The sequence below is a fragment of the Tenuibacillus multivorans genome, assembly GCF_900103915.1.
In the GTDB taxonomy this organism is placed as follows: Bacteria; Bacillota; Bacilli; order Bacillales; family Alkalibacillaceae; genus Tenuibacillus; species Tenuibacillus multivorans.
Genome location: NZ_FNIG01000002.1, coordinates 248,475 through 272,431, shown reverse-complemented (window position 1 = coordinate 272,431; position 23,957 = coordinate 248,475). Strand labels below are relative to the sequence as shown.

At 37.4% G+C, this 23,957-nt stretch carries 23 protein-coding genes; 15 read left to right on the top strand and 8 right to left on the bottom strand.

Features of this window, described 5'->3' with window-relative positions:
- The first annotated feature begins 5 nt into the window (after nucleotides 1–5).
- Nucleotides 6–206: a PLDc N-terminal domain-containing protein gene (locus BLP77_RS04060; RefSeq protein WP_093855833.1), complete on the top strand. Its 201-nt coding sequence runs from the start codon at nucleotides 6–8 to the stop codon at nucleotides 204–206.
- A 46-nt stretch (nucleotides 207–252) separates the two neighbouring features.
- Here BLP77_RS04060 and BLP77_RS04055 read toward each other — a convergent pair whose 3' ends face one another.
- Together BLP77_RS04055 and BLP77_RS04050 are read right to left on the bottom strand one after the other, a co-directional pair.
- Nucleotides 253–882: an SCO family protein gene (locus BLP77_RS04055; RefSeq protein WP_093855832.1), complete on the bottom strand. Its 630-nt coding sequence runs from the start codon at nucleotides 880–882 to the stop codon at nucleotides 253–255.
- Between the two features lie 101 nt (nucleotides 883–983).
- A complete protein-coding gene (locus tag BLP77_RS04050; protein WP_093855831.1) occupies nucleotides 984–1,865 on the bottom strand; it encodes a metallophosphoesterase in 882 nt (293 codons plus the stop codon).
- A gap of 124 nt (nucleotides 1,866–1,989) precedes the next feature.
- Here BLP77_RS04050 and fadH point away from each other — a divergent pair, with 124 nt between their 5' ends.
- Complete coding sequence (gene fadH, locus BLP77_RS04045; protein WP_093855830.1) at nucleotides 1,990–2,754, top strand: 2,4-dienoyl-CoA reductase; 765 nt, start codon at nucleotides 1,990–1,992, stop codon at nucleotides 2,752–2,754.
- 34 nt (nucleotides 2,755–2,788) lie between these two features.
- On the opposite strand, the gene trhA is transcribed toward fadH, so the two are convergent.
- A complete protein-coding gene (gene trhA, locus BLP77_RS04040) occupies nucleotides 2,789–3,433 on the bottom strand; it encodes a PAQR family membrane homeostasis protein TrhA (RefSeq protein ID WP_093855829.1) in 645 nt (214 codons plus the stop codon).
- Between the two features lie 139 nt (nucleotides 3,434–3,572).
- Between trhA and cbpB the strand changes: the two genes are divergently transcribed.
- The 3 genes from cbpB to BLP77_RS04025 all read left to right on the top strand — a co-directional run bounded on the left by cbpB (nucleotide 3,573) and on the right by BLP77_RS04025 (nucleotide 5,949).
- Nucleotides 3,573–4,019 carry a cyclic-di-AMP-binding protein CbpB gene (gene cbpB / locus BLP77_RS04035; protein ID WP_093855828.1) on the top strand — a complete coding sequence of 149 codons (447 nt, stop codon included), beginning with the start codon at nucleotides 3,573–3,575 and terminating at the stop codon, nucleotides 4,017–4,019.
- A gap of 36 nt (nucleotides 4,020–4,055) precedes the next feature.
- Complete coding sequence (gene dapD, locus BLP77_RS04030) at nucleotides 4,056–4,775, top strand: 2,3,4,5-tetrahydropyridine-2,6-dicarboxylate N-acetyltransferase (RefSeq protein WP_093855827.1); 720 nt, start codon at nucleotides 4,056–4,058, stop codon at nucleotides 4,773–4,775.
- Between the two features lie 61 nt (nucleotides 4,776–4,836).
- A complete protein-coding gene (locus BLP77_RS04025) occupies nucleotides 4,837–5,949 on the top strand; it encodes an N-acetyldiaminopimelate deacetylase (protein WP_093855826.1) in 1,113 nt (370 codons plus the stop codon).
- A gap of 28 nt (nucleotides 5,950–5,977) precedes the next feature.
- Here the strand turns inward: BLP77_RS04025 and BLP77_RS04020 are convergent, their stop codons facing one another.
- Nucleotides 5,978–7,306, bottom strand: a complete 1,329-nt coding sequence (locus tag BLP77_RS04020) for an FAD-dependent oxidoreductase (RefSeq protein ID WP_093855825.1) — start codon at nucleotides 7,304–7,306, stop codon at nucleotides 5,978–5,980.
- Nucleotides 7,307–7,562: 256 nt separating this feature from the next.
- Between BLP77_RS04020 and BLP77_RS04015 the strand changes: the two genes are divergently transcribed.
- From BLP77_RS04015 to BLP77_RS04005, 3 genes are all read left to right on the top strand, one after another.
- Nucleotides 7,563–9,323, top strand: coding sequence for an ABC transporter ATP-binding protein (locus BLP77_RS04015; RefSeq protein ID WP_093855824.1), 1,761 nt, complete (start codon nucleotides 7,563–7,565; stop codon nucleotides 9,321–9,323).
- 12 nt (nucleotides 9,324–9,335) lie between these two features.
- The gene (locus BLP77_RS04010) at nucleotides 9,336–11,162 is read left to right on the top strand and encodes an ABC transporter ATP-binding protein (RefSeq protein WP_093855823.1); all 1,827 of its coding nucleotides are present in this window, start codon (nucleotides 9,336–9,338) and stop codon (nucleotides 11,160–11,162) included.
- A 239-nt stretch (nucleotides 11,163–11,401) separates the two neighbouring features.
- Nucleotides 11,402–12,070, top strand: coding sequence for a potassium channel family protein (locus tag BLP77_RS04005; RefSeq protein WP_093855822.1), 669 nt, complete (start codon nucleotides 11,402–11,404; stop codon nucleotides 12,068–12,070).
- A gap of 68 nt (nucleotides 12,071–12,138) precedes the next feature.
- On the opposite strand, the gene rnjA is transcribed toward BLP77_RS04005, so the two are convergent.
- The 3 genes from rnjA to def form a co-directional block, all read right to left on the bottom strand.
- Nucleotides 12,139–13,806, bottom strand: a complete 1,668-nt coding sequence (rnjA, locus tag BLP77_RS04000) for a ribonuclease J1 (RefSeq protein WP_093855821.1) — start codon at nucleotides 13,804–13,806, stop codon at nucleotides 12,139–12,141.
- A 15-nt stretch (nucleotides 13,807–13,821) separates the two neighbouring features.
- Nucleotides 13,822–14,031 (bottom strand): DNA-dependent RNA polymerase subunit epsilon, encoded by a 210-nt coding sequence (locus BLP77_RS03995; protein ID WP_093855820.1) that lies wholly within the window; start codon nucleotides 14,029–14,031, stop codon nucleotides 13,822–13,824.
- Between the two features lie 423 nt (nucleotides 14,032–14,454).
- Nucleotides 14,455–15,012, bottom strand: coding sequence for a peptide deformylase (gene def, locus BLP77_RS03990; RefSeq protein ID WP_093855819.1), 558 nt, complete (start codon nucleotides 15,010–15,012; stop codon nucleotides 14,455–14,457).
- A 144-nt stretch (nucleotides 15,013–15,156) separates the two neighbouring features.
- Here def and BLP77_RS03985 point away from each other — a divergent pair, with 144 nt between their 5' ends.
- The 5 genes from BLP77_RS03985 (at nucleotide 15,157) to lpdA (ending at nucleotide 20,980) form a co-directional block, all read left to right on the top strand.
- Complete coding sequence (locus BLP77_RS03985; protein ID WP_093855818.1) at nucleotides 15,157–15,816, top strand: YkyA family protein; 660 nt, start codon at nucleotides 15,157–15,159, stop codon at nucleotides 15,814–15,816.
- Nucleotides 15,817–16,230: 414 nt separating this feature from the next.
- The gene (gene pdhA / locus BLP77_RS03980) at nucleotides 16,231–17,274 is read left to right on the top strand and encodes a pyruvate dehydrogenase (acetyl-transferring) E1 component subunit alpha (RefSeq protein ID WP_093855992.1); all 1,044 of its coding nucleotides are present in this window, start codon (nucleotides 16,231–16,233) and stop codon (nucleotides 17,272–17,274) included.
- Between the two features lie 3 nt (nucleotides 17,275–17,277).
- Nucleotides 17,278–18,255 carry an alpha-ketoacid dehydrogenase subunit beta gene (locus tag BLP77_RS03975; protein WP_093855817.1) on the top strand — a complete coding sequence of 326 codons (978 nt, stop codon included), beginning with the start codon at nucleotides 17,278–17,280 and terminating at the stop codon, nucleotides 18,253–18,255.
- 19 nt (nucleotides 18,256–18,274) lie between these two features.
- Nucleotides 18,275–19,567, top strand: a complete 1,293-nt coding sequence (locus BLP77_RS03970; protein ID WP_093855816.1) for a dihydrolipoamide acetyltransferase family protein — start codon at nucleotides 18,275–18,277, stop codon at nucleotides 19,565–19,567.
- A 3-nt stretch (nucleotides 19,568–19,570) separates the two neighbouring features.
- Nucleotides 19,571–20,980, top strand: coding sequence for a dihydrolipoyl dehydrogenase (lpdA, locus tag BLP77_RS03965; RefSeq protein WP_093855815.1), 1,410 nt, complete (start codon nucleotides 19,571–19,573; stop codon nucleotides 20,978–20,980).
- Nucleotides 20,981–21,069: 89 nt separating this feature from the next.
- Here lpdA and BLP77_RS03960 read toward each other — a convergent pair whose 3' ends face one another.
- The gene (locus BLP77_RS03960; protein WP_093855814.1) at nucleotides 21,070–22,611 is read right to left on the bottom strand and encodes a glycine betaine uptake BCCT transporter; all 1,542 of its coding nucleotides are present in this window, start codon (nucleotides 22,609–22,611) and stop codon (nucleotides 21,070–21,072) included.
- Nucleotides 22,612–22,778: 167 nt separating this feature from the next.
- On the opposite strand from BLP77_RS03960, the gene BLP77_RS03955 reads away from it, so the two are divergent.
- Together BLP77_RS03955 and BLP77_RS03950 are read left to right on the top strand one after the other, a co-directional pair.
- Nucleotides 22,779–23,684, top strand: a complete 906-nt coding sequence (locus BLP77_RS03955) for a polysaccharide deacetylase family protein (protein ID WP_245686796.1) — start codon at nucleotides 22,779–22,781, stop codon at nucleotides 23,682–23,684.
- 139 nt (nucleotides 23,685–23,823) lie between these two features.
- Nucleotides 23,824–23,955, top strand: coding sequence for a GapA-binding peptide SR1P (locus BLP77_RS03950; protein ID WP_093855813.1), 132 nt, complete (start codon nucleotides 23,824–23,826; stop codon nucleotides 23,953–23,955).
- Nucleotides 23,956–23,957: the final 2 nt, after the last annotated feature.

Below are 23,957 nucleotides of genomic sequence, written 5' to 3'. Positions count from 1 at the left end.
ACGAAATGGAAGTTGTATCAATTTTTGGCTTTTTTATGTTTTTTGGGTTGTTAATTATTATATTAAACATCGTGACTAGTATTTGGGCATACAGGGATTCCATTCGAAAAGGCAATAGTAAAGAGTATGCGATTGTCGTTTTAATTGGGACATTATTTTTCCCTATAATCGGACTTATTATATATCTTGTCATTAGAAATGACTAAAAAAAGTGCCAGACTCTCGGTAAGAGAATCTGGCACTTTTTTAATGTTAATTCATATAGTGATTTAAGTATTTCACGATCTGATCCATCTCTTCAAGTGATGTTCCTTTGAAACGATTAATCATTTTACCTTCTGGGTTAACAATCATGAAGGACGTTCCATGATTCACTTGATCATTTCCATCGACTTTCGACACTAACGTTTTGAACGAGTCTGCTGCAAAGCTTTCAATTTCTTTTTGATCATATCCTGTTAGGAAGTCCCAATTACTATAATCGGCTCCAAATTTATCACCGAATTCTTTTAAAGCCTCCTGATCGTCCACATGTGGATCGACAGAAAAGGAAACGAGTCGAACATCTAAACCTTCTTCTTCAAGCTTTTGTTGAAGCTTAGACATATTAGCTGTCATCGGGGGACAAACCGTTTCACAGCTTGTAAAAATAAAATCGGCCACCCAATAGGTTCCTTTTAAATCATCTAATGAAACTTGTTCACCATCTTGATTCGTATAATTGAAGTTCTCTACTTGTACATCAAATTGTGGTTCGATAGCTTGTTCCTGTTGATGATCTCCAGTTGTATCAGCTTCAGACGAGTCATCACCACATGCTGTTAAAACAAGAATCACGGATGAAATGAGAACTAGGTTTAACCACTTATGATTGAATACCATAATTGATACACTCCTATCCTGACGTTATTACCATTTTAACACTAAGCAAAGTGATTAATAGCAAAAGCAATTGAATAATTTTCAACAATTCCTTGACAGGATTATGAGCTGCTGGTATTTGCTTTAAGAGTATAAACGTTTATTTCTGGTCGACAAAAGAAACGAAAGGGAAGACGTGTCGTACCAATTCCTCTTGATACAAAGAGTTGTAGTGGATTTTGGCCTAGGGTATAGCTGCCCTCAACATATTCCGTTCCTAATTGCGGTGTCACAATGTAGCCAATGAATGGTAATTGAATTTGACCACCATGACTATGCCCAGATAATTGAACGTCAAACGGGTATTTCATGGCTTCTTCTGCGTAGTCTGGTTCATGGCACAATAGTACATTGAAAAGGTCTTCCTCGCCGTCTTGAATTAAATTGGATAGGTTAGGAGAACCAAGTAAAACATCATCGGTACCAGATAATGTGAATTCTGCGTTATCTTTAGGTATTTTAACTGAACTATTTTGTAAAAGTGAAAAACCACCTTGTTTCATAACCGTTTGGATCATTGATGTTCCATAACCGCCGTGATCATGGTTTCCAAAAATCCAGTACTTGCCGTAAGGAGCATCAATTAACGATAATAATTCGATAATTTTGTCGTATTCGAGTGATGTAATATTAGATGGATCATCAGTTAAGTCCCCAGTAAACACAACTAAATCAGCGGATTGTTTATTAATGTATTGAATTAGTTTTTCAAAGTCTTTTAAGCTATAGTGAAATCCGATATGGGTATCGGTAAACTGTAAGATTTTAAACCCATTAAAGGGCTCTGGGATTCGATTAGAGGAAATCGGTGAATTGATTATTTTTAACCATTTAGGTTCAATTTCGTGTGCATAGTAATATCCACCATAGGAAAGGCCAATAAGACCTAATGTCCCGAATGTCATTCTCTTTAAAAAGCTTCTTCTTGTGACTTTTTTACTCATATGTGTTTCATCCTCTATTTTTTCTCTATAAGAGCATTATAGCATGGTATTTAGATTTTATATATGAGATAATAGATGGAAAATGAATGAGTGTTCATTTCGGGAGTTAAAAGGAGGAAACCAAATGAAAAACGAAGTCGTAATCGTCACTGGTGGTTCGAGTGGAATGGGGAAGTATATGGCGAAAAAATTTGCCCATGAAGGAGCTAAAGTCGTGATTACAGGTCGTGATGAAGCGCGACTACAGGCGGCAAAGGAGGATATCCTAGAAGGGAAAGACCTGCAAGTACATCCAATTGTAATGGACGTTCGTAATATTGAAGATGTCGAAAGAATGGTTGATGAAACCGTTCAAAAATATGGTGCGATTCATCATCTTGTGAATAATGCAGCTGGGAATTTCATTGCACCAACCGAAAAATTATCAATTAATGGCTGGAATACTGTTATTGATATTGTTCTAAACGGAACATTTTATTGTAGTCATGCAGTGGGGAATTATTGGATTGAGAATGGAATAGAAGGTAACATCGTGAACATGGTCGCTACATACGCATGGAATGCAGGGGCAGGTGTAATACATTCCGCATCAGCCAAAGCAGGTGTATTAACGATGACACGAACATTAGCGGTTGAGTGGGGAAGAAGGTACGGTATTCGTACCAATGCCATTGCACCGGGGCCAATCGACCGAACAGGTGGTGCAGAGAAGTTATGGGAATCTGTGGAGGCAGCCAAACGGACGCTTAAATCTGTTCCACTTGGTCGCTTAGGTGAACCAGAGGAAATTGCTGATTTAGCTTACTTTATTTTGAACGATGCCACTTATATGAATGGTGAGGTCGTTACATTAGACGGTGGACAATGGTTAAACCAGTTTCCGTTTTAATTGAAAAAACAGGGCTCTTGCTTGGGCCCTGTTATTATGCTAATACCACATAGAATAGAATGGCAAAAAAGTGAAAAGCACTGCCAGCGACAACAAATAAATGCCAAACCGCGTGATGGTAAGGGAATCCTCTCCACATATAAAAAATACTGCCGACAGAATATAAAATACCTCCGATGATTAAGTAGATTAAACCTCTTAACTCCATTTCTTGTGCTAATGGATCCCAAGCAAATACGATGAACCAACCTAATAAAATATAAAGAAGCGTTGATACAATCATAAATCGTTTAACAAATATAATTTTAAATAGAATCCCTAGTATAGCCACACCCCAGATTACGCCAAACAGAACCCATCCAACAGATCCTCGTAATAAAACTAATAAAATCGGCGTGTATGTACCCGCTATAAATAAATAAATTGACGAATGGTCGATATATAAGAAGATATCTTTTGCTCGCCCATCTTTTAAACTATGGACAATGGTCGATGATAAATACATGAGTAACATCGATGTGCCGTATACGGTCACCGACACAACGTGCCAAGCGTTTCCATGGATTGATGAGTAAATAATTAAGATGACTAATCCTGCGATGCTTAAAACAGCTCCAAGTGCATGGGTTAAGGCATTCACGGCTTCTTCTTTTCTCGTATATTGATAAGACATATTAATCCCTCTTTTCTATCTGTCTAATATGATTATAGATGATATTTAATATCAAAGATAGTTAAGTAACCATTATCTTTAGCGTTGTTTTATGTTAAAATGTTTTTGGGTGTTACTCCTGCGTTTACTTTAAGGAGGGGAGTAAATGTTAGATTTATCTAACTTTGATTTATCATCAATACCAGTGAAGGACAGCATGATTGACGCTGAGATTGTAGCACACGTTCAACTACAAAACCCATTAGAACACGCCTTACTCGTTTTAACCAAAACAGGCTATAATGCTGTTCCAGTCTTAGATTTAGAAAGCAAATTTTGTGGAATTATTAGCAAGTCAAACATCGTTGAAGAAATGTTTGGAATTGAACAAATTGAAGTCAGTCGATTGCATGAAAAAAAGGTTGAAGATGTCATGGAATCGGATGTACCAACGATTACAGAACAGGACTCACTAGAAAAAGCCCTACACATTCTTATTAACTATTCCTTTGTATGTGTCGTTGATGAAGAAGAAAAAATGCAAGGAATTTATACTCGTCGTGAAATTTTAAAACAGATACGGAATGAATTTTATAGACAACAATCAAAATAATAATATTATTGAAATTTAATAAATGGAGGACTCAACATGAAACAGATGGATGCCAACGAGATTATTAATTTTATTTCAAATGCTAAAAAATCAACACCAGTTAAAGTATACTTAAAAGGTAATAAACTAAGCTCTATTGAATTTAACGATGATATTCAAGCATTTGTCGACGAGCAGACAGGCGTGTTATTTGGAGAATGGAAGGTCATCAAGGAAGACATTGAAAAGTTTAGTCATTTAATTGATGACTATGTCGTAGAAAATGACCGCCGTAATTCAGCTATTCCTTTATTGGACTTAAAAAATATTAATGCGCGTATCGAACCAGGTGCCATTATTCGTGATCAGGTTGAAATTGGCGATGGGGTTGTCATTATGATGGGTGCTTCGATTAATATCGGTTCTTCCATTGGAGAAGGTACAATGATTGACATGAATGCTGTACTCGGTGGACGTGCAACTGTCGGAAAGGATTGCCACATTGGGGCAGGTTCAGTCCTTGCAGGAGTGATTGAACCACCATCAGCTAAACCTGTTACAATTGAAGACGGAGTTGTGATTGGTGCGAATTGTGTTGTCTTAGAAGGTGTTACAGTTGGTAAAGGTTCAGTTGTTGCCGCTGGTGCCATTGTTACGGAAGATGTGCCACCAAATACAGTTGTGGCAGGCACACCTGCAAAGGTCATTAAAGAAATTGATGACCAAACAAAATCTAAAACTGAAATTAAAAAAGAGCTAAGAAAATTAGATGAATAATGGGGGAGCGGGGTCTTATAGATTCCGCTTTTTCTTAATTTATACTGAAAGGTAGAGGAAAATGACGACTGATTGGATAAAAGTGAGACGGGATTTACACCAAATCCCTGAGACCGGCTTCCGGGAATATAAAACTCAAGCCTACCTGTTAGACTTTATTGAAACTTTACCGCAAGAACATATCACTGTTGAAAAATGGCATACGGGTTTATTCGTGTCAGTAGAGGGTACTGAAGGCGGTCAAACAATTGCTTACCGTACCGATATTGATGGTCTACCGATTAAAGAGGAAACAGGGTTTGATTTTGCTTCAGCGCATGAAGGCTATATGCATGCATGTGGACATGACTTACATATGACGATTGCATTGGGAGCCTTAAGTCAGGTAGTGCAGCAACGACCGAAGCATCATGTTTTATTTTTATTCCAGCCAGCAGAGGAGGGGCCAGGTGGAGCACAACCGATGTTGGAGAGTGACCTGATGGCTAAATATCGCCCTGATATGATTTTTGCCTTACATATCGACCCGAGGTTACCAGTTGGAACAGTTAGCTCTAAGCCAGGGTTATTATTTGCGAATACTAGTGAGTTATTTATTGATTTTCATGGAAAAGGTGGGCATGCGGCCTATCCACATGAAACGAAGGATATGATTATGGCAGCCAGCGCCTTTAATGTACAGCTTCAACAACTCGTAAGTCGAATCCGCAATCCATTAGATCCCGCTGTCGTCACGTTAGGCAAAATGGAAGCAGGGACTGTGCAAAATATTATAGCTGAAAATGCTAGAGTCGAAGGAACCATTCGGACGATTAAGCCAGAAACGATGACAACGATTAAAGAAAGCATTGAACAGATGTTAAAAGGTATTGAATTGAGGTACGATTGTAGCACAACGGTAGATTATGGTGCCAATTACTACATGGTTTACAATGATGCTCATTATGTTGAAGCGTTTAAGCAATTGATACATGGTACGGACATTGAATATGCGGAAGCACCCGAAGCGATGACAGGTGAAGACTTTGGATATTTTCTAAAAGACATCTCTGGCTTCATGTTTTGGTTAGGCGTCAACTCTTCATATGGGTTACATCATAACCAATTAAATCCTGATGAACGAGCGATCGAGGTCGGTATTAATGCTGTTACTGAAATGATTCAAAAAGTGTAAAACTCGCCGGGCTAGGCGAGTTTTTAATTTATAACGTCCGCTTGGCGGCTTGTTGAATAGGGTCCCAGACGCCGTTAAATGGCGGGGCGTAGGAGAGATCTAAGTCCAGTAAATCAGTTGTCGACATGTTATGATACAACGCTGTTGCGACCACATCGATCCGTTTATCGACACCTTTATGACCAATGATTTGAGCTCCTAGTAATGTTTTACTTACTTTTTCATAAACTAATTTAACAGTCAGTTTTTCTTTGTTCGAATAGTAACCAGCAACAGGACGGGTCGTGATTTTAACCGTATCAAAATCAATCGATAGTTGTTTTGCTTCTTTTTCTGATAGACCGGTTTTACCGATATCTATATCGCAAAATTTTAGGACAGATGTACCAACGATGCCCTTAAATGATCTATTACCACCGACAAGGTTTTGTCCAGCAATCATGCCTTGCTTATTGGCATGCGTACCCAGAGGCGCATAGTCTTGTTGTTGTTTAATACGATGATATTGACTAGCGCAATCTCCAGCTGCAAATACGTCAGCAACATTCGTTTGCATATGTTCATTAACTATGATTTCGCCCTTATCACCATATTTAAATTCATCACCTAAAAACTGCGTATTCGGTGTAATCCCGACCGATAAGAGGACTAAATCAGTCTGGTAATCTTGTTGGTCGGTGTGTAATTTTTCAACCTGTTTATTTCCAGAAAAGCTTTTGACCGATTCACCATAAATGACTTGGATCTCCTGCTTTTTAGCTTCATCATCAATTAATTGCGCCATATCTTGATCAAGCTGTTTCATAAGCTGTTCTCCGCGTTGGATAATCGTAACATCCTTACCGATAGCTTTAAAATTCTCTGCCATTTCTAAACCGACGTATCCACCACCGACAATTGTAACGTTATCAATATCCTGGTCTAAGTAATCCAGAATTTCATTTGTATCAGGGATTGTTTTAATATGAAAAATACCATTTAAATGAATGCCCTCCCAATCAGGCATCACAGGATTTGCTCCAGTCGCAATTAATAATTTGTCATAAGAGAATTGAAAGGTTTGACCTGATGTTGTGATTGAACCGGATACCGTTTTTTCTTCTGTATCAACCTGCTTCACGTCATGATTCACTTTTGCATCAATGCCATATTTATCGCGAAATTTATCAACACTTCTAGCAATGACATCTTCTGGTTCGCCTACGATGCCACTAATGGCATAGGGAAGGCCACATTGTCCATAGGAATAAATTTCTCCTCGTTCTAATGTGATTAACTCATGTTCGCCTTCAGACCTTACAATTTGCATTGCTGCACTCATCCCTGCTGCATCTCCGCCTATAATTATGTATTTCATGTTTATCACCTCGTATTTCATTAATTCCTAGTATTATTTACCCTTTTTATGAATCTCAGCCTTAAGACCGAGAAATTTTCAAACCTTTATAGGAGGGAATGTCTTTCATTTATATTGTAGAATATTTATTATAAAAAATTTTAAGAAATTTGCGCAAAAGGGTGGAAATTTATTTCGGAACCCGATATATTTATAAAAGTACAATTTTTTTAAAAGCATTTTTCATTTAGAGGCTAGTTCAAAAAGGGGGAACATCATGGAGACATTTAAGAAGCTTAAACAATATTATTGGCCTTATAAACGATATTTCTTTTTATCGTTATTTTCATTATTCTTCGTTGTCTTAACAACTGTGGCGTATCCAATTGTGATGCAAATTACAGTAGACGACATTATTAGAGAAGAAAATTATGGTTTAGTACCAGTACTTTCACTTGTCTTTATTGGAATAATGATTGTTAAATCTATATCAACATTTTTTCACCAATATATGGGTGATTATTTTGGTATTTCAACAGTATTTAATTTACGTGATTCATTGTATAAAAAGTTACAAAGCTTATCATTTCATTATTACGACAATGCCAAAACTGGAGATTTAATGTCTCGTTTAACAGCCGATGTGGAACTATTTAGATTCTTTCTATCTTTTGGTTTTTCAGAGTTGGTCAGAATTACGTTACTCGTTTTAGGTAGTTTATCCGTTATGTTCTATTATTCTGTACCACTTGCACTTGTCACAATGGCTTCAATGCCATTCTTAATTGTTGTGGTGCGAAAATTTGACCAAAGAGTGCACCCAGCATTCCGAAAAATCCGTAAATCGTTTGGTCGATTAAATACTCGAGTACAAGAGAACGTTTCAGGAATGAATACGGTTAAATCGTTATCTCGGGAGGATTTTGAGATTGACCGATTTGCGGATAAAGGAGATAACTACCGTCAGCACTATCTCAATACAGCGACGATTTGGTCAAAGTATTTCCCACTAATGGAGTTTATCGGTAATATCTGTGTGGTCAGTTTATTAGGATTCGGTGGATATTTAGTGATGACTGGTGCCATTGATGTCGGTGTTATTGTTGCTTACTTTACTCTTATTTGGTACTTGGTCGGACCTTTAATGAACTTTGGTTTCGTTATTAACAACTTCTCTCAATCCAAAGCAGCAGGGGAACGTTTATTAGAGATTTTAGAATCAGAAGATGAAATCAAAAATGCTTCTGAACCAGTTAATCCACAAGGGGTTAAAGGACACGTTACCTTTAATGATGTCACATTAACGTATGTTGAAAATGATGACCAGGCTTTAAAAAATATCTCATTTGATGCACCACCTGGGAAGACGATTGGTTTAATTGGTGCAACTGGTTCTGGTAAAACAAGTATCACACAATTGATCACAAGATTCTATGAGCCGGAACAAGGTGAATTGTTGTTAGATGGGAGACCAATAGAGGATTACTCTTTAAAAGAAATGAGAAAACATATTGGATTTGTTTTACAAGAACCGTTTTTATTCTCAACTTCGATTAAAGATAATATCGCTTACGGTAATCCAGAAGCATCTATGGATGACATTATAGATGCTGCTAAACGCGCACAAGCTCATGATTTCATTATGGCTATGCCAGATGGCTATGACACCTTATTAGGTGAACGAGGTATGGGATTATCTGGCGGTCAAAAACAGCGTATTTCGATTGCACGTGCCATTTTAATTAATCCAAAGGTACTCGTGTTAGATGATGCAACATCTGCAGTAGATATGGAAACAGAATTTAAGATTCAGAAGGCTTTAAAAGAAGTGATGAAGGGGCGCACGACATTTATTATTGCGCATCGTATTTCTTCACTTAAACACTCTGATGAGATCCTTGTATTAGAAGATGGAGCCATAGTCGAAAGAGGTCTACATGAACAATTATTAAATAATGGCGGTCCATATCAACGTATTTACGACATCCAATATCAAGATAAAGAAGCCATTCTAGGAGAAAACAAACAACATGCTTAAGGGGGGAGACATATGGCAGAGACATTGAAGGCAAAAAGCCCTCATCTCAAACGATTCCGTTACACTCAGGATATTCCAGTTGATAAACCATTTAACTGGCAGCAGCTTGTCAGGTTGTTGAAATATGTAAAACCATATGCTAAAACTGCATTACCAATCGCTATTATTGCCATGTTAGTATCCACGGCGGTTAGATTGATCGTTCCTGTCATTATAGGTAATTATGTCGTCGATCAAGTGTTACCAACTGGAGATACTAACTTACTACTTTCATTTGCTGTAGGAATATTAGCACTTTATTTACTAAGTTATGTTGGAAATGCTGTTCGGATTAAATATGTCAATATTTTAGGGCAAAATGTTATCTATGATTTAAGACACCACTTATTCTCACACGTCCAACGCCTATCGAATCGATTCTTTGATAATCGTTCGGCAGGAAGCATTATTGTTAGAATTATGAATGATATTAACTCGTTACAAGAGTTGTTTACGAACGGGATTATTAATCTATTAATGGATTCCATCATGTTAATTAGTATTGTGATTATTTTACTTGTGGTTAGTCCAAAACTAGCACTAGCCATTATGGTGGTTATTCCTATTATGTTCTATATTTCAACGAAGCTGAGAAAGAATATCCGCCGTTCATGGCAACAGGTACGGATTCAGCAATCACGTGTTAATTCACACTTAAATGAAAGTATTCAAGGTGTTCGGATTACACAATCATTTTCACAAGAAGATAACAATACAGAATACTTCCATGGCGTCAATGATGATACGTTCCAAAGCTGGAGAATCGCAACGAAAAAGAGTGCGATGTTTAGACCATTCGTCGAAATGAGTAATGCGATAGGGTCTGTTATTCTAATAGCCTATGGATCATATCTAATCATTTATGATCCTCAAGTAACACTTGGTAATTTTGTTACGTTTACATTTTTCATCGGAATGTTCTGGGAGCCAATCTCTCGACTTGGTCAAATGTATAACCAGCTATTAATGGCGATGTCTGCTTCTGAACGTATATTTGAATTTTTGGATGAAAAACCAAATGTAAAAGAAAAAGATGATGCCATTGAAATGGATGATATTCAAGGACATATTGAGTTTGACAAAGTACAGTTCTCATATGATGAAGACCGTATTGCTCTACATGAAATTTCATTAGAGATGAAGCCAGGTGAAACAGTTGCTTTAGTGGGACACACGGGTTCAGGTAAATCAACTATCGCTAACTTAATCAACCGATTCTATGATCCGACTCAAGGTTCGGTTAAAATTGATGGTACTGATTTAAGAGATGTTAAACTTGATGGGCTACGACAAAATATTAGTGTCGTCCTGCAGGATACGTTTATTTTCTCTGGTACGATTATGGAGAATATCCGATTCGGTCGACCGGATGCAAGTGATGAAGAGGTTATCGACGCAGCTAAAGTCGTTGGGGCAGATGACTTCATTCAGCGTTTGGCTGATGGTTATGAAACTGAAGTCGAAGAAAGAGGAAATATTTTATCAGCAGGTGAAAGACAATTATTATCTTTCGCACGTGCGTTACTTGCTGACCCTAAAATTATTATTTTAGATGAGGCAACAGCTAGTATCGATACTGAAACAGAGGTTAAAATTCAAGATGCATTAAAGCGTTTATTAAAAGGACGTACCTCAATCATCATTGCACACCGTCTATCAACGATTCGTGATTCTGATAATATAATTGTATTAGAAAATGGACGGATTCTAGAGCAAGGAAATCATAATGAATTAATGAACCACCAAGGTGAGTATTACGGATTGGTTAAATCCCAATTCCAGATGTTAGATCAGTTATAAGAACGGATAAACGTGGTCGCTCCAAGCGATCACGTTTTTTGATATAAAGACTTAAGTGCTTAAATCCACATAAAATCAATATTTTCCCCGTAAAGCTCATGAAATTCCACATAAATACGAAAAATTCCCCATAAAAACAAAGGTATATAGATTCAAAGACTGAAATATCATCTACAATAAACAAATCATAGATTATGTGATAAACTAGTCGCAGTTAAAGTTTTCGGGAGGAACAAAAGATGAAAAAACTATATGCTGTTATTGGTCTTGGGCGTTTCGGAGGAAGTATTTGTAAAGAACTGAGTAAAGAAGGAAAAGAAGTGCTTGCCATAGATATGGATGAAGATAAAGTTAACGAATATAAAGAAATCGCAACACATGCCGTTATTGCAGATTCAACGGATGAATTGGCTTTAAAAGAGCTTGGCTTTCGCAATATTGACCATGTGATTGTGGCAATTGGTGATAACATTCATGCAAGTATTTTAACGACACTCATTTTAGGAGAATTTGGTGTAAGGAAAATAACTGTTAAAGCCCAAAATAATTATCATGAGAAAATTTTGGAAAAAATCGGTGCTGATGAAGTTGTTCACCCTGAACGTGATATGGGGCGAAGGATTGCCCATAGTATAATTTCAAGCAATGTACTGGACTACTTGGAGCTTTCAGATGAGTATAGTGTAGTTGAGATAAAGGCCGGGGAAAAATTAAGTGATAAAACGTTAATTGAATTAGATATTCGTAAAAAATTTGGCTGTAACGTCGTCGCCATTAAGCGCGGCAAAGATATTAATGTGTCACCGATGCCAAATGAACAAATCATTATGAATGATATTTTGATTATTATTGGTTCTGATAAAGACATATCCAGGTTCCAAAAAGCATTGGTAAATGAGGAAGACTAATTGTTATAAAAAAAACTCTCGCTGAAGTCAGCGAGAGTTTTTGCTATTTTGGATAGGTAATATAAAATTTAAACTTCCATAATGATTGGTAAAATCATTGGACGACGTTTTGTTTTTTCATATAAATATGGTTGAATCGTGTCTGTAATTTCATTTTTAATTTCAGACCATTGTGACGTTCTACGTTCCATGACTTTATCTAAATGTTTGGAAACGAGAACTTGTGCTTCTTTAATGAGGTCCTCAGATTCCCTCATATATACGAATCCTCTTGAGATAATATCTGGTCCGGATGAGATCTTGAATTCTTTCATATTAATACTGACCACAATCACAACCAAACCTTCTTCTGATAGGATCCGACGGTCACGTAAGACGATATTTCCAATATCACCGATTCCACTACCATCGACATAGACAGAACCAGAAGGAATTTTACCGGCTACGCCAACTTGTTTGTTTCCAATGGCTAATACATCACCATTATCCATGACGAACGAGTTTTTGGGATTAACACCACAATCAGAAGCAAGCTTTATGTGTTCTGCTAACATGCGGTACTCACCATGAATAGGCATAAAGTATTTTGGTTTCATAAGGCGTAGCATCAACTTCTGTTCTTCCTGTCCACCATGTCCTGATGTATGAATGTCATTTAGAGATCCATGAATGACGTCAGCTCCAGCACGATAAAGTTTATTAATGCTTCGACTGACGCTAATCGTATTACCTGGGATTGGAGATGAGGAGAATACGACCGTATCATCAGGTTGTATTTGAATATGTCGATGCGTACCATTAGCAATCCGTGATAAGGCGGCTAATGATTCACCTTGTGATCCCGTACAAAGGATACAAACTTCATCACTTGGTAATTTACTGATTTCATTTGGTTCAATAAATGTGTTTTTAGGTGCTTGAATATAATCTAACTCTTGACCGATTTGAATGGCATTTTCCATGCTTCGGCCGAAAACACATATTTTTCGACCATTATTGACCGCAGCTTGAACAACCTGCTGTAATCGATAAATATTTGATGCAAACGTCGCAAAAATGACTCGACCTTCGACTTTATTGAAAATGTCTTGTATGCTTTCGCCTACAACTCTTTCGGATAGTGTGAATCCAGGAACCTCACTGTTGGTACTATCGGATAAAAGGCAAAGGACACCTTCAGCCCCGATTTCAGCCATTTTTGTTAAATTCGCTGGTTCACCCACAGGTGTAAAGTCGAATTTAAAATCACCTGTATGGACAATATTTCCTGGTGGTGTTTTAACAACAATACCGTACGAATCAGGAATACTGTGCGTAGTGCGGAAAAATGTCACGGAAGTTTTACGGAATTTAATCACGTCGTCTTCCTGTATATCGTGTAGTGTGGTATTACGTAATAAACCATGTTCTTCAAGTTTATTACGAATTAAGCCTAAAGCTAGCTTCCCAGCATAAATAGGAATATTAATTTCTCTTAATAAATACGGAATACCACCGATGTGGTCTTCATGCCCATGTGTAATAAACAATCCTTTAATTTTATCTTTGTTTTGAATCAAATACGTATAGTCAGGAATAACATAATCGATACCTAACAATTCGTCTTCGGGGAATTTAATTCCGGCATCAATTAAAATTATTTCATCTTGAAACTGAATGCCATACGTATTTTTACCTATTTCACCAAGGCCACCTAAAGCGAAGATAGCAACTTGGTCATTTTTTACAAATTTCATTTTATGGATAAACCCCTACAGTTTTTCCACTTCGAAATCTTCGGATTGTTTTTCGTAGGCTAAGTGGTCTTCACTCAATTCTTGGACATATTCAATATTATAATTTCGATCAGCTAGCTTTGATCGAACTTCTCGTACACTTTCCGCATCAATGTAGAGCGTCTTTGTTTCTTCTCGAACTGGAGCTTCTTCAGCTTGTTCTTGATAAAGTACTTTGAAAATCATTTTTCTTATCTCTCCTTACTGTAAATGTTTCTCCGTCCATTACCTATCCGTATAGCTATATCTAAATGCAAATGAGCATTAAAGAACAAAATTAAGTTTCAAGCGATTTTCGTGATCGTAATAACCTTTTTAAACGTTTTTTAATTTTTTCTCTTAAGCGTTTGATCATAAATCATACAACCCCTTTATAGGTAAATATCATAACCTATATAAGTTAACTACACCCTTATGATTAAACGACTAATGTGGTGAGCTTATGATTAGATTATATGATAAGAACGCTACTTCGATTTAGCGGAAAATGGTTCAACGTCATTTAAGGTATATATTAACATTATCATCTTCTTTTATTATTATATACTGCTAATCACTATATTTAAAATGATTTATGAAAAAAAGTGCTGATTTGATTCAATCAGCACTTTACATTTCCTCTGCAGGTGTTGAATTTTCAGGAGGTTGAAATGGATTGTCTTGATTAATGTGATCGTAGAACATAACCCCATCTAAGTGGTCAATTTCATGTTGTAAAACGATGGCCGCATAACCTTTTAATCTTAATTTGACTTCTTCTCCTTCTAAGGTTGTCGCCTTTACGGTGATGCGAGCATAACGTGGAACGATTCCAGGTACATCACGATCAACACTTAAACAGCCTTCACCATTTTGTAGATAGGTCTTTTCTACAGAATGGCTTAGAATTTTTGGATTAAACAAACCATAGCTATATGATTTATCGTGAAAATCCGTAAAATGGACGGCTAACATTCGTTTAGAGATTCCGATTTGAGGAGCAGCTAACCCAACTCCGGGTCTTAGTTGATATTTTTTAACCATTTCGTCATCTTGACTGTTTTTAACAAACTGAAGCATTTCGCTTAACGTTTCTTTATCTTCTTCAGAAGCGGGTAATTCCACTTTTTCAGTTTTTTGCCGTAGTATTGGATCGCCTTCTCTGATTATTTGATCCATTGCAATCATACCATTCATCCTCTCAACTAGCTTAATCCTACATTATTTTATCATATGTTTTTATAAGATATTAACAAATTGATATTATTTTTTGCAGGGTTGTTGTGTTATACTTTTTTATAAGGTAAACGAACTTAGAAAGAGGGAATAATCATGAAACGTCTAATCACGCTGTCTTTATTGCTATTGACTATTTTACTACTTGGAGCATGTACTGATGATTACAATGCGGCTGAAGACATGTACGAGCATCTAGAAAAATCTGTTGAATTGGAGAGTTCATTTAAATCCGCACAATCCGAGTTAGGTGAAATTGAAAAGCAAGAGAATGAAATTTATGATGAAATGATGGAAATCAATATGAATGAATTAGATCAGATTCAAGGATTAGCAGATGAGGCTTTATCATTAGCTGAAAATAGAAAAGATTTAATTGAACAAGAAAAAGAAAGCATTGATGCTGCTAAAGAAGAATTTAATCAAATTGAACAATACTTAGATGAATTAAGTGATGAAACGAAGGAAAAGGCTAATCAAATGATTGAAGAAATGGAAAAACGTCATCAATCTTTTAACGACCTTTATGATGCATACACTCATTCAATTAATTTGGATATTGAACTATATGAAATGTTGAAAAATGAAGACCTAAAAAAGGCAGATCTTGACGAGCAAGTTGATCGTGTAAATACAAGCTATCAAGAGGTAAAATCTGCTCAGGACAAATTTAATCAACATACTGGGCAATTTAATGATTTGAAAAAAGAATTTTATGAATCATCTGGATTAAATGTAGAATTTGAAGAAGAATAAAATTGTCATATGACAGAGCACACTATTCGGTTCGGATAGTGTGCTTTTATTTTGGCAGTGGTATTCTTCTGTAATAGTACAGTCTATATTTGTAGGTGTAACAGATAAGGTAGATTTTAAATTGTCTAAATTTAATAATATTTAGCTTACCACTATGAAATTAAAGTGTTTGACGAGCAATCTGATATTAGGATAAACTACATGTAGATTTGAGTTGTATTAGTGAACTTCATGATTATTTGTGTAACAGTTGGATGCTTGGTTAATAAGGTCCACAATTGGGTACATAATGTAAAAAAGAAGGATTAGTACTTGGGAGTTTAGGCAAACTATTATGAGGAATTTATTTGAAAGGAAGAGGTGACGAGAGTGAGCTTTAAAAGTCCACTTGAAGGTATTGATGAGAAACTAGAAATGATTCAGATCTTAAATGAAGATGGAGAAATTGTTAATGAGGAAGCTATGCCGAGTTTATCAGATGATGATCTTGTAGAATTAATGCGCCGTATGGTGTTTACAAGAGTTCTTGATCAACGTTCGATTGCATTAAACCGCCAAGGCCGCTTAGGTTTCTATGCACCTACAGCTGGTCAAGAAGCATCACAGCTGGGTAGTCACTTTGCAATGGAAAAAGATGATTTTATATTGCCGGCTTATCGTGATGTACCTCAATTGATTTGGCATGGTTTGCCGTTATACCAGGCTTTCCTATTCTCACGTGGTCATTTCCACGGAAATCAAATGCCTGAAGATGTTAACGCAGTAAGTCCTCAAATCATTATTGGTGCCCAAATAACACAGGCAGCTGGTGTCGCTCTAGGCTTAAAAAAGCAAGGGAAGAAAAATGTAGCCATTACGTACACGGGTGACGGTGGATCATCACAAGGTGATTTCTATGAAGGGGTTAACTTTGCAGGTGCTTACCAAGCACCAGCTATTTTCGTTGTGCAAAACAACCAGTTCGCCATATCCGTTCCAGTTGAAAAGCAATCAGCAGCTAAGACGATCGCACAAAAGGCTGCGGCCGTTGGTATTCCTGGGTTCCTAGTTGACGGAATGGATGTATTAGCTGTCTATCAAGTTGTTAAAGAAGCACGTGAACGCGCTATTAATGGTGAAGGTCCTACATTAATTGAAACGATGACGTATCGTTATGGTCCGCATACGATGGCAGGGGACGATCCAACACGTTATCGTACAGAGGACATGGATGATAAATGGGAGAAACGCGACCCAATTGTCCGTTTCCGTAAATACTTAGAAAATAAAGGCTTATGGTCAGAAGAGAAAGAAAATGAAGTCATCGAAAAGGCGAAAGAAGACATTAAAGCGGCTATTAAGAAAGCTGACAAACAGGATAAACAGCAAGTTACGGATTTAATTTCTATTATGCATGAGGAACTTCCATATAATTTACAAGAACAATTGGAAGAATATAAAGAAAAGGAGTCGAAGTAAGCGATGGCACAAATGACAATGATTCAAGCTATAACTGATGCTTTACGTACGGAATTAAAAAATGATGAAAATGTGCTCGTTTTTGGTGAAGACGTAGGCCAAAACGGTGGGGTATTCCGCGCGACTGAAGGTTTACAAGAAGAATTCGGAGAAGAACGTGTATTTGATACGCCGTTAGCTGAATCCGGAATCATTGGTTTATCCGTCGGTATGTCTACTCAAGGATTACGACCAGTCCCAGAGATTCAATTCTTCGGCTTCGTTTTTGAAGCAATGGACGCCATCAGTGGACAAGCAGCTCGTATGCGTTACCGTTCTGGTGGCAGATGGCACGCTCCAATTACGGTTCGTTCGCCATTTGGTGGTGGTGTGCACACGCCTGAATTGCACGCTGATAGTTTAGAAGGTCTCATGGCACAACAGCCAGGTTTAAAAGTTGTTATTCCTTCAAATCCATATGATGCGAAAGGGTTATTAATTTCAGCTATTCGTGAAAATGACCCTGTCATTTACTTAGAACATATGAAACTGTATCGTTCGTTCCGTGAAGAGGTTCCTGATGAAGAATATACAGTTGATTTAGGAAAAGCAAATGTTAAGCGTGAAGGTCAAGATATTACACTAATTGCATATGGTGCAATGGTACACTCTGCTTTAAAAGCGGCTGAAGAACTAGAAAAAGAAAATATCGATGCAGAAGTGATTGATCTACGTACGGTTTCTCCAATTGATATCGAAACCATTGTAGAGTCAGTTAAAAAGACAAATCGTGCAGTTGTTGTTCAAGAAGCTCAACGTCAAGCAGGTATTGCAGCGAGTGTTGTTTCAGAAATCCAAGAACGTGCCATCCTACATTTAGAAGCACCTGTATTAAGAGTCGCTGCACCAGATACTGTTTACCCATTCTCACAAGCTGAGGAAGTGTGGTTACCGAATTACGAAGACATTATCGAGAAAGCTAAACAATCTATCAACTTTTAATGATTAGGAGGGAAAGATCGTGGCCTACGAATTTAAATTGCCAGATATTGGTGAGGGTATTCACGAAGGTGAAATCGCCAAATGGTTTGTCCAAAAAGGTGATGAAGTAAAAGAAGATGATGTCCTTTGTGAGGTTCAAAATGACAAAGCCGTTGTTGAAATTCCATCACCAGTAGAAGGAACAGTTCTTGACGTTTTAGTCGATGAAGGTGAGACGGCGGTTGTCGGAGATGTTGTCATAAAGATAGATGCTGAAGGCTATGAATCTGATGAAGGCTCTGACGATGAAGAAGAATCGAAAGAAGAAGCTCAGTCTGAAGAAAAACAAGAATCAAAAGATGACAAACAAGAAAGCCCACAAACGGATGAAACAAAAACTGATTCTGATGTTGATACGAATAAACGCGTTATTGCCATGCCTTCAGTACGAAAATACGCAAGAGACAATGATGTTGATATTCAAAAAGTCCAAGGTTCTGGTAAAAATGGACGTATTCTTAAGGAGGATGTCGACCAGTTCTTAAGCGGTGATCAGTCTGAAGCAGCTAAGCAGGCAACAGAGCAAACAGACGAACAAGTCAGTAAACAACCACAAGCGCCTACGGGTGATTATCCAGAAACGCGTGAGAAAATTAGTGGCATTCGCAAAACAATTGCCAACGCTATGGTTAAATCCAAGCATACAGCTCCTCATGTGACATTAATGGATGAGGTAGATGTAACAGAGTTAGTGAACCATCGTAAGAAATTTAAAGACGTCGCAGCCGAGCAAGATATTAAGCTAACTTATTTACCTTATGTGGTTAAGGCACTTGTTTCGACACTTAAGAAACACCCAGAGCTTAATACGTCTTATGATGATGATACAGAGGAAATCATTCACAAGCACTACTATAATATCGGAATTGCGGCTGATACAGATCGTGGTTTATTAGTTCCAGTTGTTAAAGACGCAGACCGTAAATCGATGTTTGAAATTTCCGGCGAAATCAACGAGTTGGCAACGAAAGCTCGTGATGGTAAACTGTCATCAGATGAAATGAAAGGTGCTTCTTGCTCAATCACTAATATTGGGTCAGCAGGCGGACAATGGTTTACACCGGTTATTAATCACCCAGAAGTTGCGATTTTGGGTATCGGTCGAATTGGAGAAAAACCAGTAGTTCGTGATGGTGAAGTGGTTGTTGCACCAGTATTAGCTATTTCATTAAGCTTTGACCATCGTATGATTGACGGTGCAACAGCTCAACATGCGATGAATCATGTCAAACGTTTATTAAATGACCCACAATTAATCATGATGGAGGCGTAGATAATGGTAGTAGGAGATTTTCCAGTAGAAGTCGATACGTTAGTTGTAGGTGCAGGTCCAGGTGGATACGTTGCAGCTATTCGCGCAGCTCAAATGGGCCAAAAAGTAACGATTGTCGATAAAGGTAATTTAGGCGGTGTCTGCTTAAATGTTGGTTGTATCCCTTCAAAAGCATTAATCTCTGCAGGACATCGTTATGAACAAGCTTCTGATTCTGAAGATATGGGAATTGTCGCAGAAAAAGTATCTGTTAATTTTGATAAAGTCCAAGAGTGGAAAGGTCAAGTTGTTAATAAGCTTACAGGCGGTGTTGAAAGCTTATTAAAAGCGAATAAAGTTGATATTGTAAAAGGTGAAGCTTATTTCGTCGACCAAAACACAGTAAAAATCATGGATGAAAAGCAATCACAAACATATAAGTTCAATAACTGCATTATCGCAACAGGTTCTCGCACGATTGAATTAAAACCGTTCCCTTACTCAGAACGTGTATTAGATTCAACTGGTGCATTAAACCTTAAAGAAATTCCTAAGAAAATGGTAGTCATCGGTGGAGGCTACATTGGGACTGAGCTTGGTGGAGCATATGCAAGCTTTGGTACAGAAGTTACCATCCTTGAAGGTACAAAAGACATTCTTGGTGGATTTGAAAAAGGTATGACACAGCTTGTTAAAAAACGTCTAAAGAAAAAAGGCGTTGAAATCGTAACTGAAGCGATGGCTCAGGGCGTTGAGGAAACAAAAGATGGTGTTAAAGTAACTTATGAAGTTAAAGGTGAAGAAAAAACTATTGATGCTGATTACTTATTAGTTACAGTTGGTCGCCGTCCTAATACGGATGAAATGGGTCTAGAAGATATCGGTATTGAAATGGATGATAAAGGCCTCATTAAAGTTGATAAACAACGTCGTACAAACTTTGACAATATTTATGCGATTGGTGATATTGTAGAAGGTCCACAATTAGCACATAAAGCTTCTTATGAAGGTAAAATCGCTGCTGAGGTTATCAGTGGTGAAAAATCCGAAGTTGACTATCTTGCTATCCCGGCCGTTGTGTTCTCTGATCCAGAGCTTGCAAGCGTAGGATATGCAGAACAAGATGCGAAGGATGCTGGCTATGATGTCAAATCAGCCAAATTCCCATTTGCAGCTAACGGACGTGCGCTATCACTTAATGATACAGACGGTTTCGTTAAATTAGTGACACGTAAGGAAGATGGGCTTGTAATTGGTGCTCAAGTTGCTGGTCCGAATGCGAGTGATATTATCGCTGAATTAGGATTAGCCATTGAAGCTGGTATGACAGCTGAAGACTTAGCCCTTACGATTCATGCTCACCCAACATTAGGTGAGGCAGTCATGGAAGCAGCTGATGTTGCTTTAGGAATGCCAATTCATACGGCTAAGTAATATTAAATGTAAAAACGGTCTTGATTTTCGAATCAAGACCGTTTTTTAATGTTTTTAGAAAGGGCACGCTTTCGCTATTATTTCTCTTTTTAACCTTCCTCTCGTTTTTTCCGTTTCAGCGGATAATTCCTTCCTTCTTCTTTAAATTCCTTTATGATTGAAAAGATAATCATAATTAGAATAAACGCAAATGGAAAGGCTGCGATAATCGAAGCGGTTTGTAAAGCTCCTAAGCCACCCTGCCATAATAAAACGGCGGCTGTTGCTGATTGTACAATCCCCCAGGCTATTTTGACTCGTAAAGCAGGATCTAAGCTTCCACCAGTCGTTTGCATTCCTAAAACAAAAGTGGCGGAGTCTGCCGATGTGATGAAAAAAGTACTGATTAGGAAAATCGTTAATATTGATGTGATAGTGGTAAATTGATAATTTTCAAAAACCGTAAATAAGGCAGCCTCAGTACCTATATCTTCGATGACTGAGAAAAGGTTTAAGCCTTCATTATACTCCAGTGCAATAGCCGAACCACCAAATACCGCAAACCATAGTGCACCAAAGATTGTTGGAACAAGTAAAACACCGACAACAAATTCGCGTACTGTTCGGCCGCGAGATACTCGTGCGATAAACATACCGACAAATGGTGCCCATGCAATCCACCAAGCCCAATAGAAAATCGTCCAATCTTTGAGCCACCCTGTGTTTTCCTCACTAAATGGAGCCATTCGGAAGCTCATTGCAGGTAGCTTTTGAATGTAAGTCCCTAAAGTTGTCGTAAAAAAGTTCATGATAAAGTTTGTTGGACCCGCAAATAACATAAATATTAAAAGTAAGATAGCCAAACATATATTCGTGGTACTTAAATATTTTATACCTCGGTCCAAACCACTAATGGCAGAAATCATAAAGAGTATTGTTACGACGATAATGATGATGAATTGTAAGGTAAAGTTATTGGTTAACCCATCAAATATAAAACCGAGACCACTACTGATTTGCTGTGCGCCTAAACCGAGTGAAGTGGCAACCCCAAAAATAGTTGCGAAAACCGCTATGACGTTGACTAAAGTTCCGTAACCCCCATCCATACGATCGCCAAATAAAGGCTTTAATGTACTACTGATGAGTCCTGGAGAATCTTTGCGAAATTGAAAATACGCTAAGGCAAGTGCTAAAACAGAATAAATCGCCCATGGGTGTAATCCCCAGTGAAAAAAACTATATCGCATGGCTACTTTGGCTGCTTCACTGTCGCTTCCAACTTGAAATGGTGGCGTATTATAGTGGGAAATGGGTTCTGCTGCACCCCAGAAAACAAGGCCAATCCCCATGCCGGCACTAAAGAGCATGCCAAACCATGTTAAATAATTATATTCTGGCTCATCTCCGTCTTTTCCTAAAACGATATTGCCGTATTTAGAAACAATTAAGAAAATCGCAAACACCAAAAAAGACGTTGCAGATAATAAATAAAACCACCCGAATTTTGATACTAAGAAGTTTTGGATATTTCCAGTTACCTGACCTAAATTCCAGTTCGGTAATATGTTTTCAGAAATCGTTCCCCATATAATAAATAGGATAGCAATCGCTAAGGATATATAAAATACTTTGGTTACCTTATCTTGCAAATAAATCAGTCCCCTTCCTTAAACACCTTTTAAACGGTTAGGTAAAAGAAATTATTTTTAACCCACCTATATTTCTTTTTCCCTAATTTAATTTTTCTAATCGAAAAGTATATTTATTCATTTGGATTTCGTTTATAATCAAATTATAGAAAATAGGGGGGACATCGATGAAAAACAAAATGAAAATGGTCTGTTTGTTTGTAGGTTTAATCATAATTATGGTAGCTTGTTCAAATGATGACCAAGCACCTGAAAATGAGCCATTAGAGAATGAAGAGGATGCACAACATGAACAACCTCAAGATGACCAAACAGAAGAAACTAATGAAGAAGAGAACGAGGAAGAAAATAAAGAAAATGAAGGTACAGAAGATGAATCAGCCGACGGGACAAATGAAGAACAACCTGAAGAAGTTCCACAGGAAGGTGAGGAACTAGAGCCTCAATATGAAATGACAGATGTATGGAGCTTCAAACCAATTGATGACGCTAATCCAAATGTTGTTTTGTTAACATTTGATGATGCACCGGATGAGCATGCATTAGAAATTGCGAAAACCTTAAAAGAGAAGGACATTCCTGCCATCTTTTTTGTGAATGGGATTTTTATCGAGAGCGAAGAAAAACAACAGATTGTAAAAAACATTCATGACATGGGCTTTGAAATTGGAAACCATACATATGGTCACACGAAGCTTGACGACGTCTCACAAGAAAAACAGCGTGAAGAAATCCTCAGTTTGAATGAATTAATTGAAGAGATAACGGGAGAAAAGCCGAAGTTCTTTAGAGCGCCACACGGTGTTAATACGGATTATGCTAAGCAGCTCGTACGTGATGAAGGTATGCTGCTTATGAATTGGTCCTATGGCTATGATTTTATGGAAGGTTATTTGGAAAAAGAAGCACTCGCAGATATTATGGTCAATACACCTTATTTAAGTAATGGCGCTAACCTTCTGATGCATGACAGAGAATGGACGTATCAAGCTCTTCCTGATATTATTGAAGGATTAAAGGAACAAGGCTATGAATTTCTTGATCCAGATTTAATTAAGATATCCGAAAATTAATATTAAAAGTCCGTTACAATTGTGACGGTCTTTTTATTTTATTAAAATAATAATAGTAACCTATTGCGATTATTAGTATGACATAATATACTATAAATAACACATTTATTATACCTTAATTTAAAGGAGAGGTTAAAAGATGGGGACTATTGTGTGTGCTAAATGTTTAAAAGTAATCGACTATTTTGATCATAATAAAGTAACGAAAATCTATAGCAATCACTGCGATTGTTGTTATAATAAAAGTAAAGAGAAAAATCCGAGCGCCTAGCG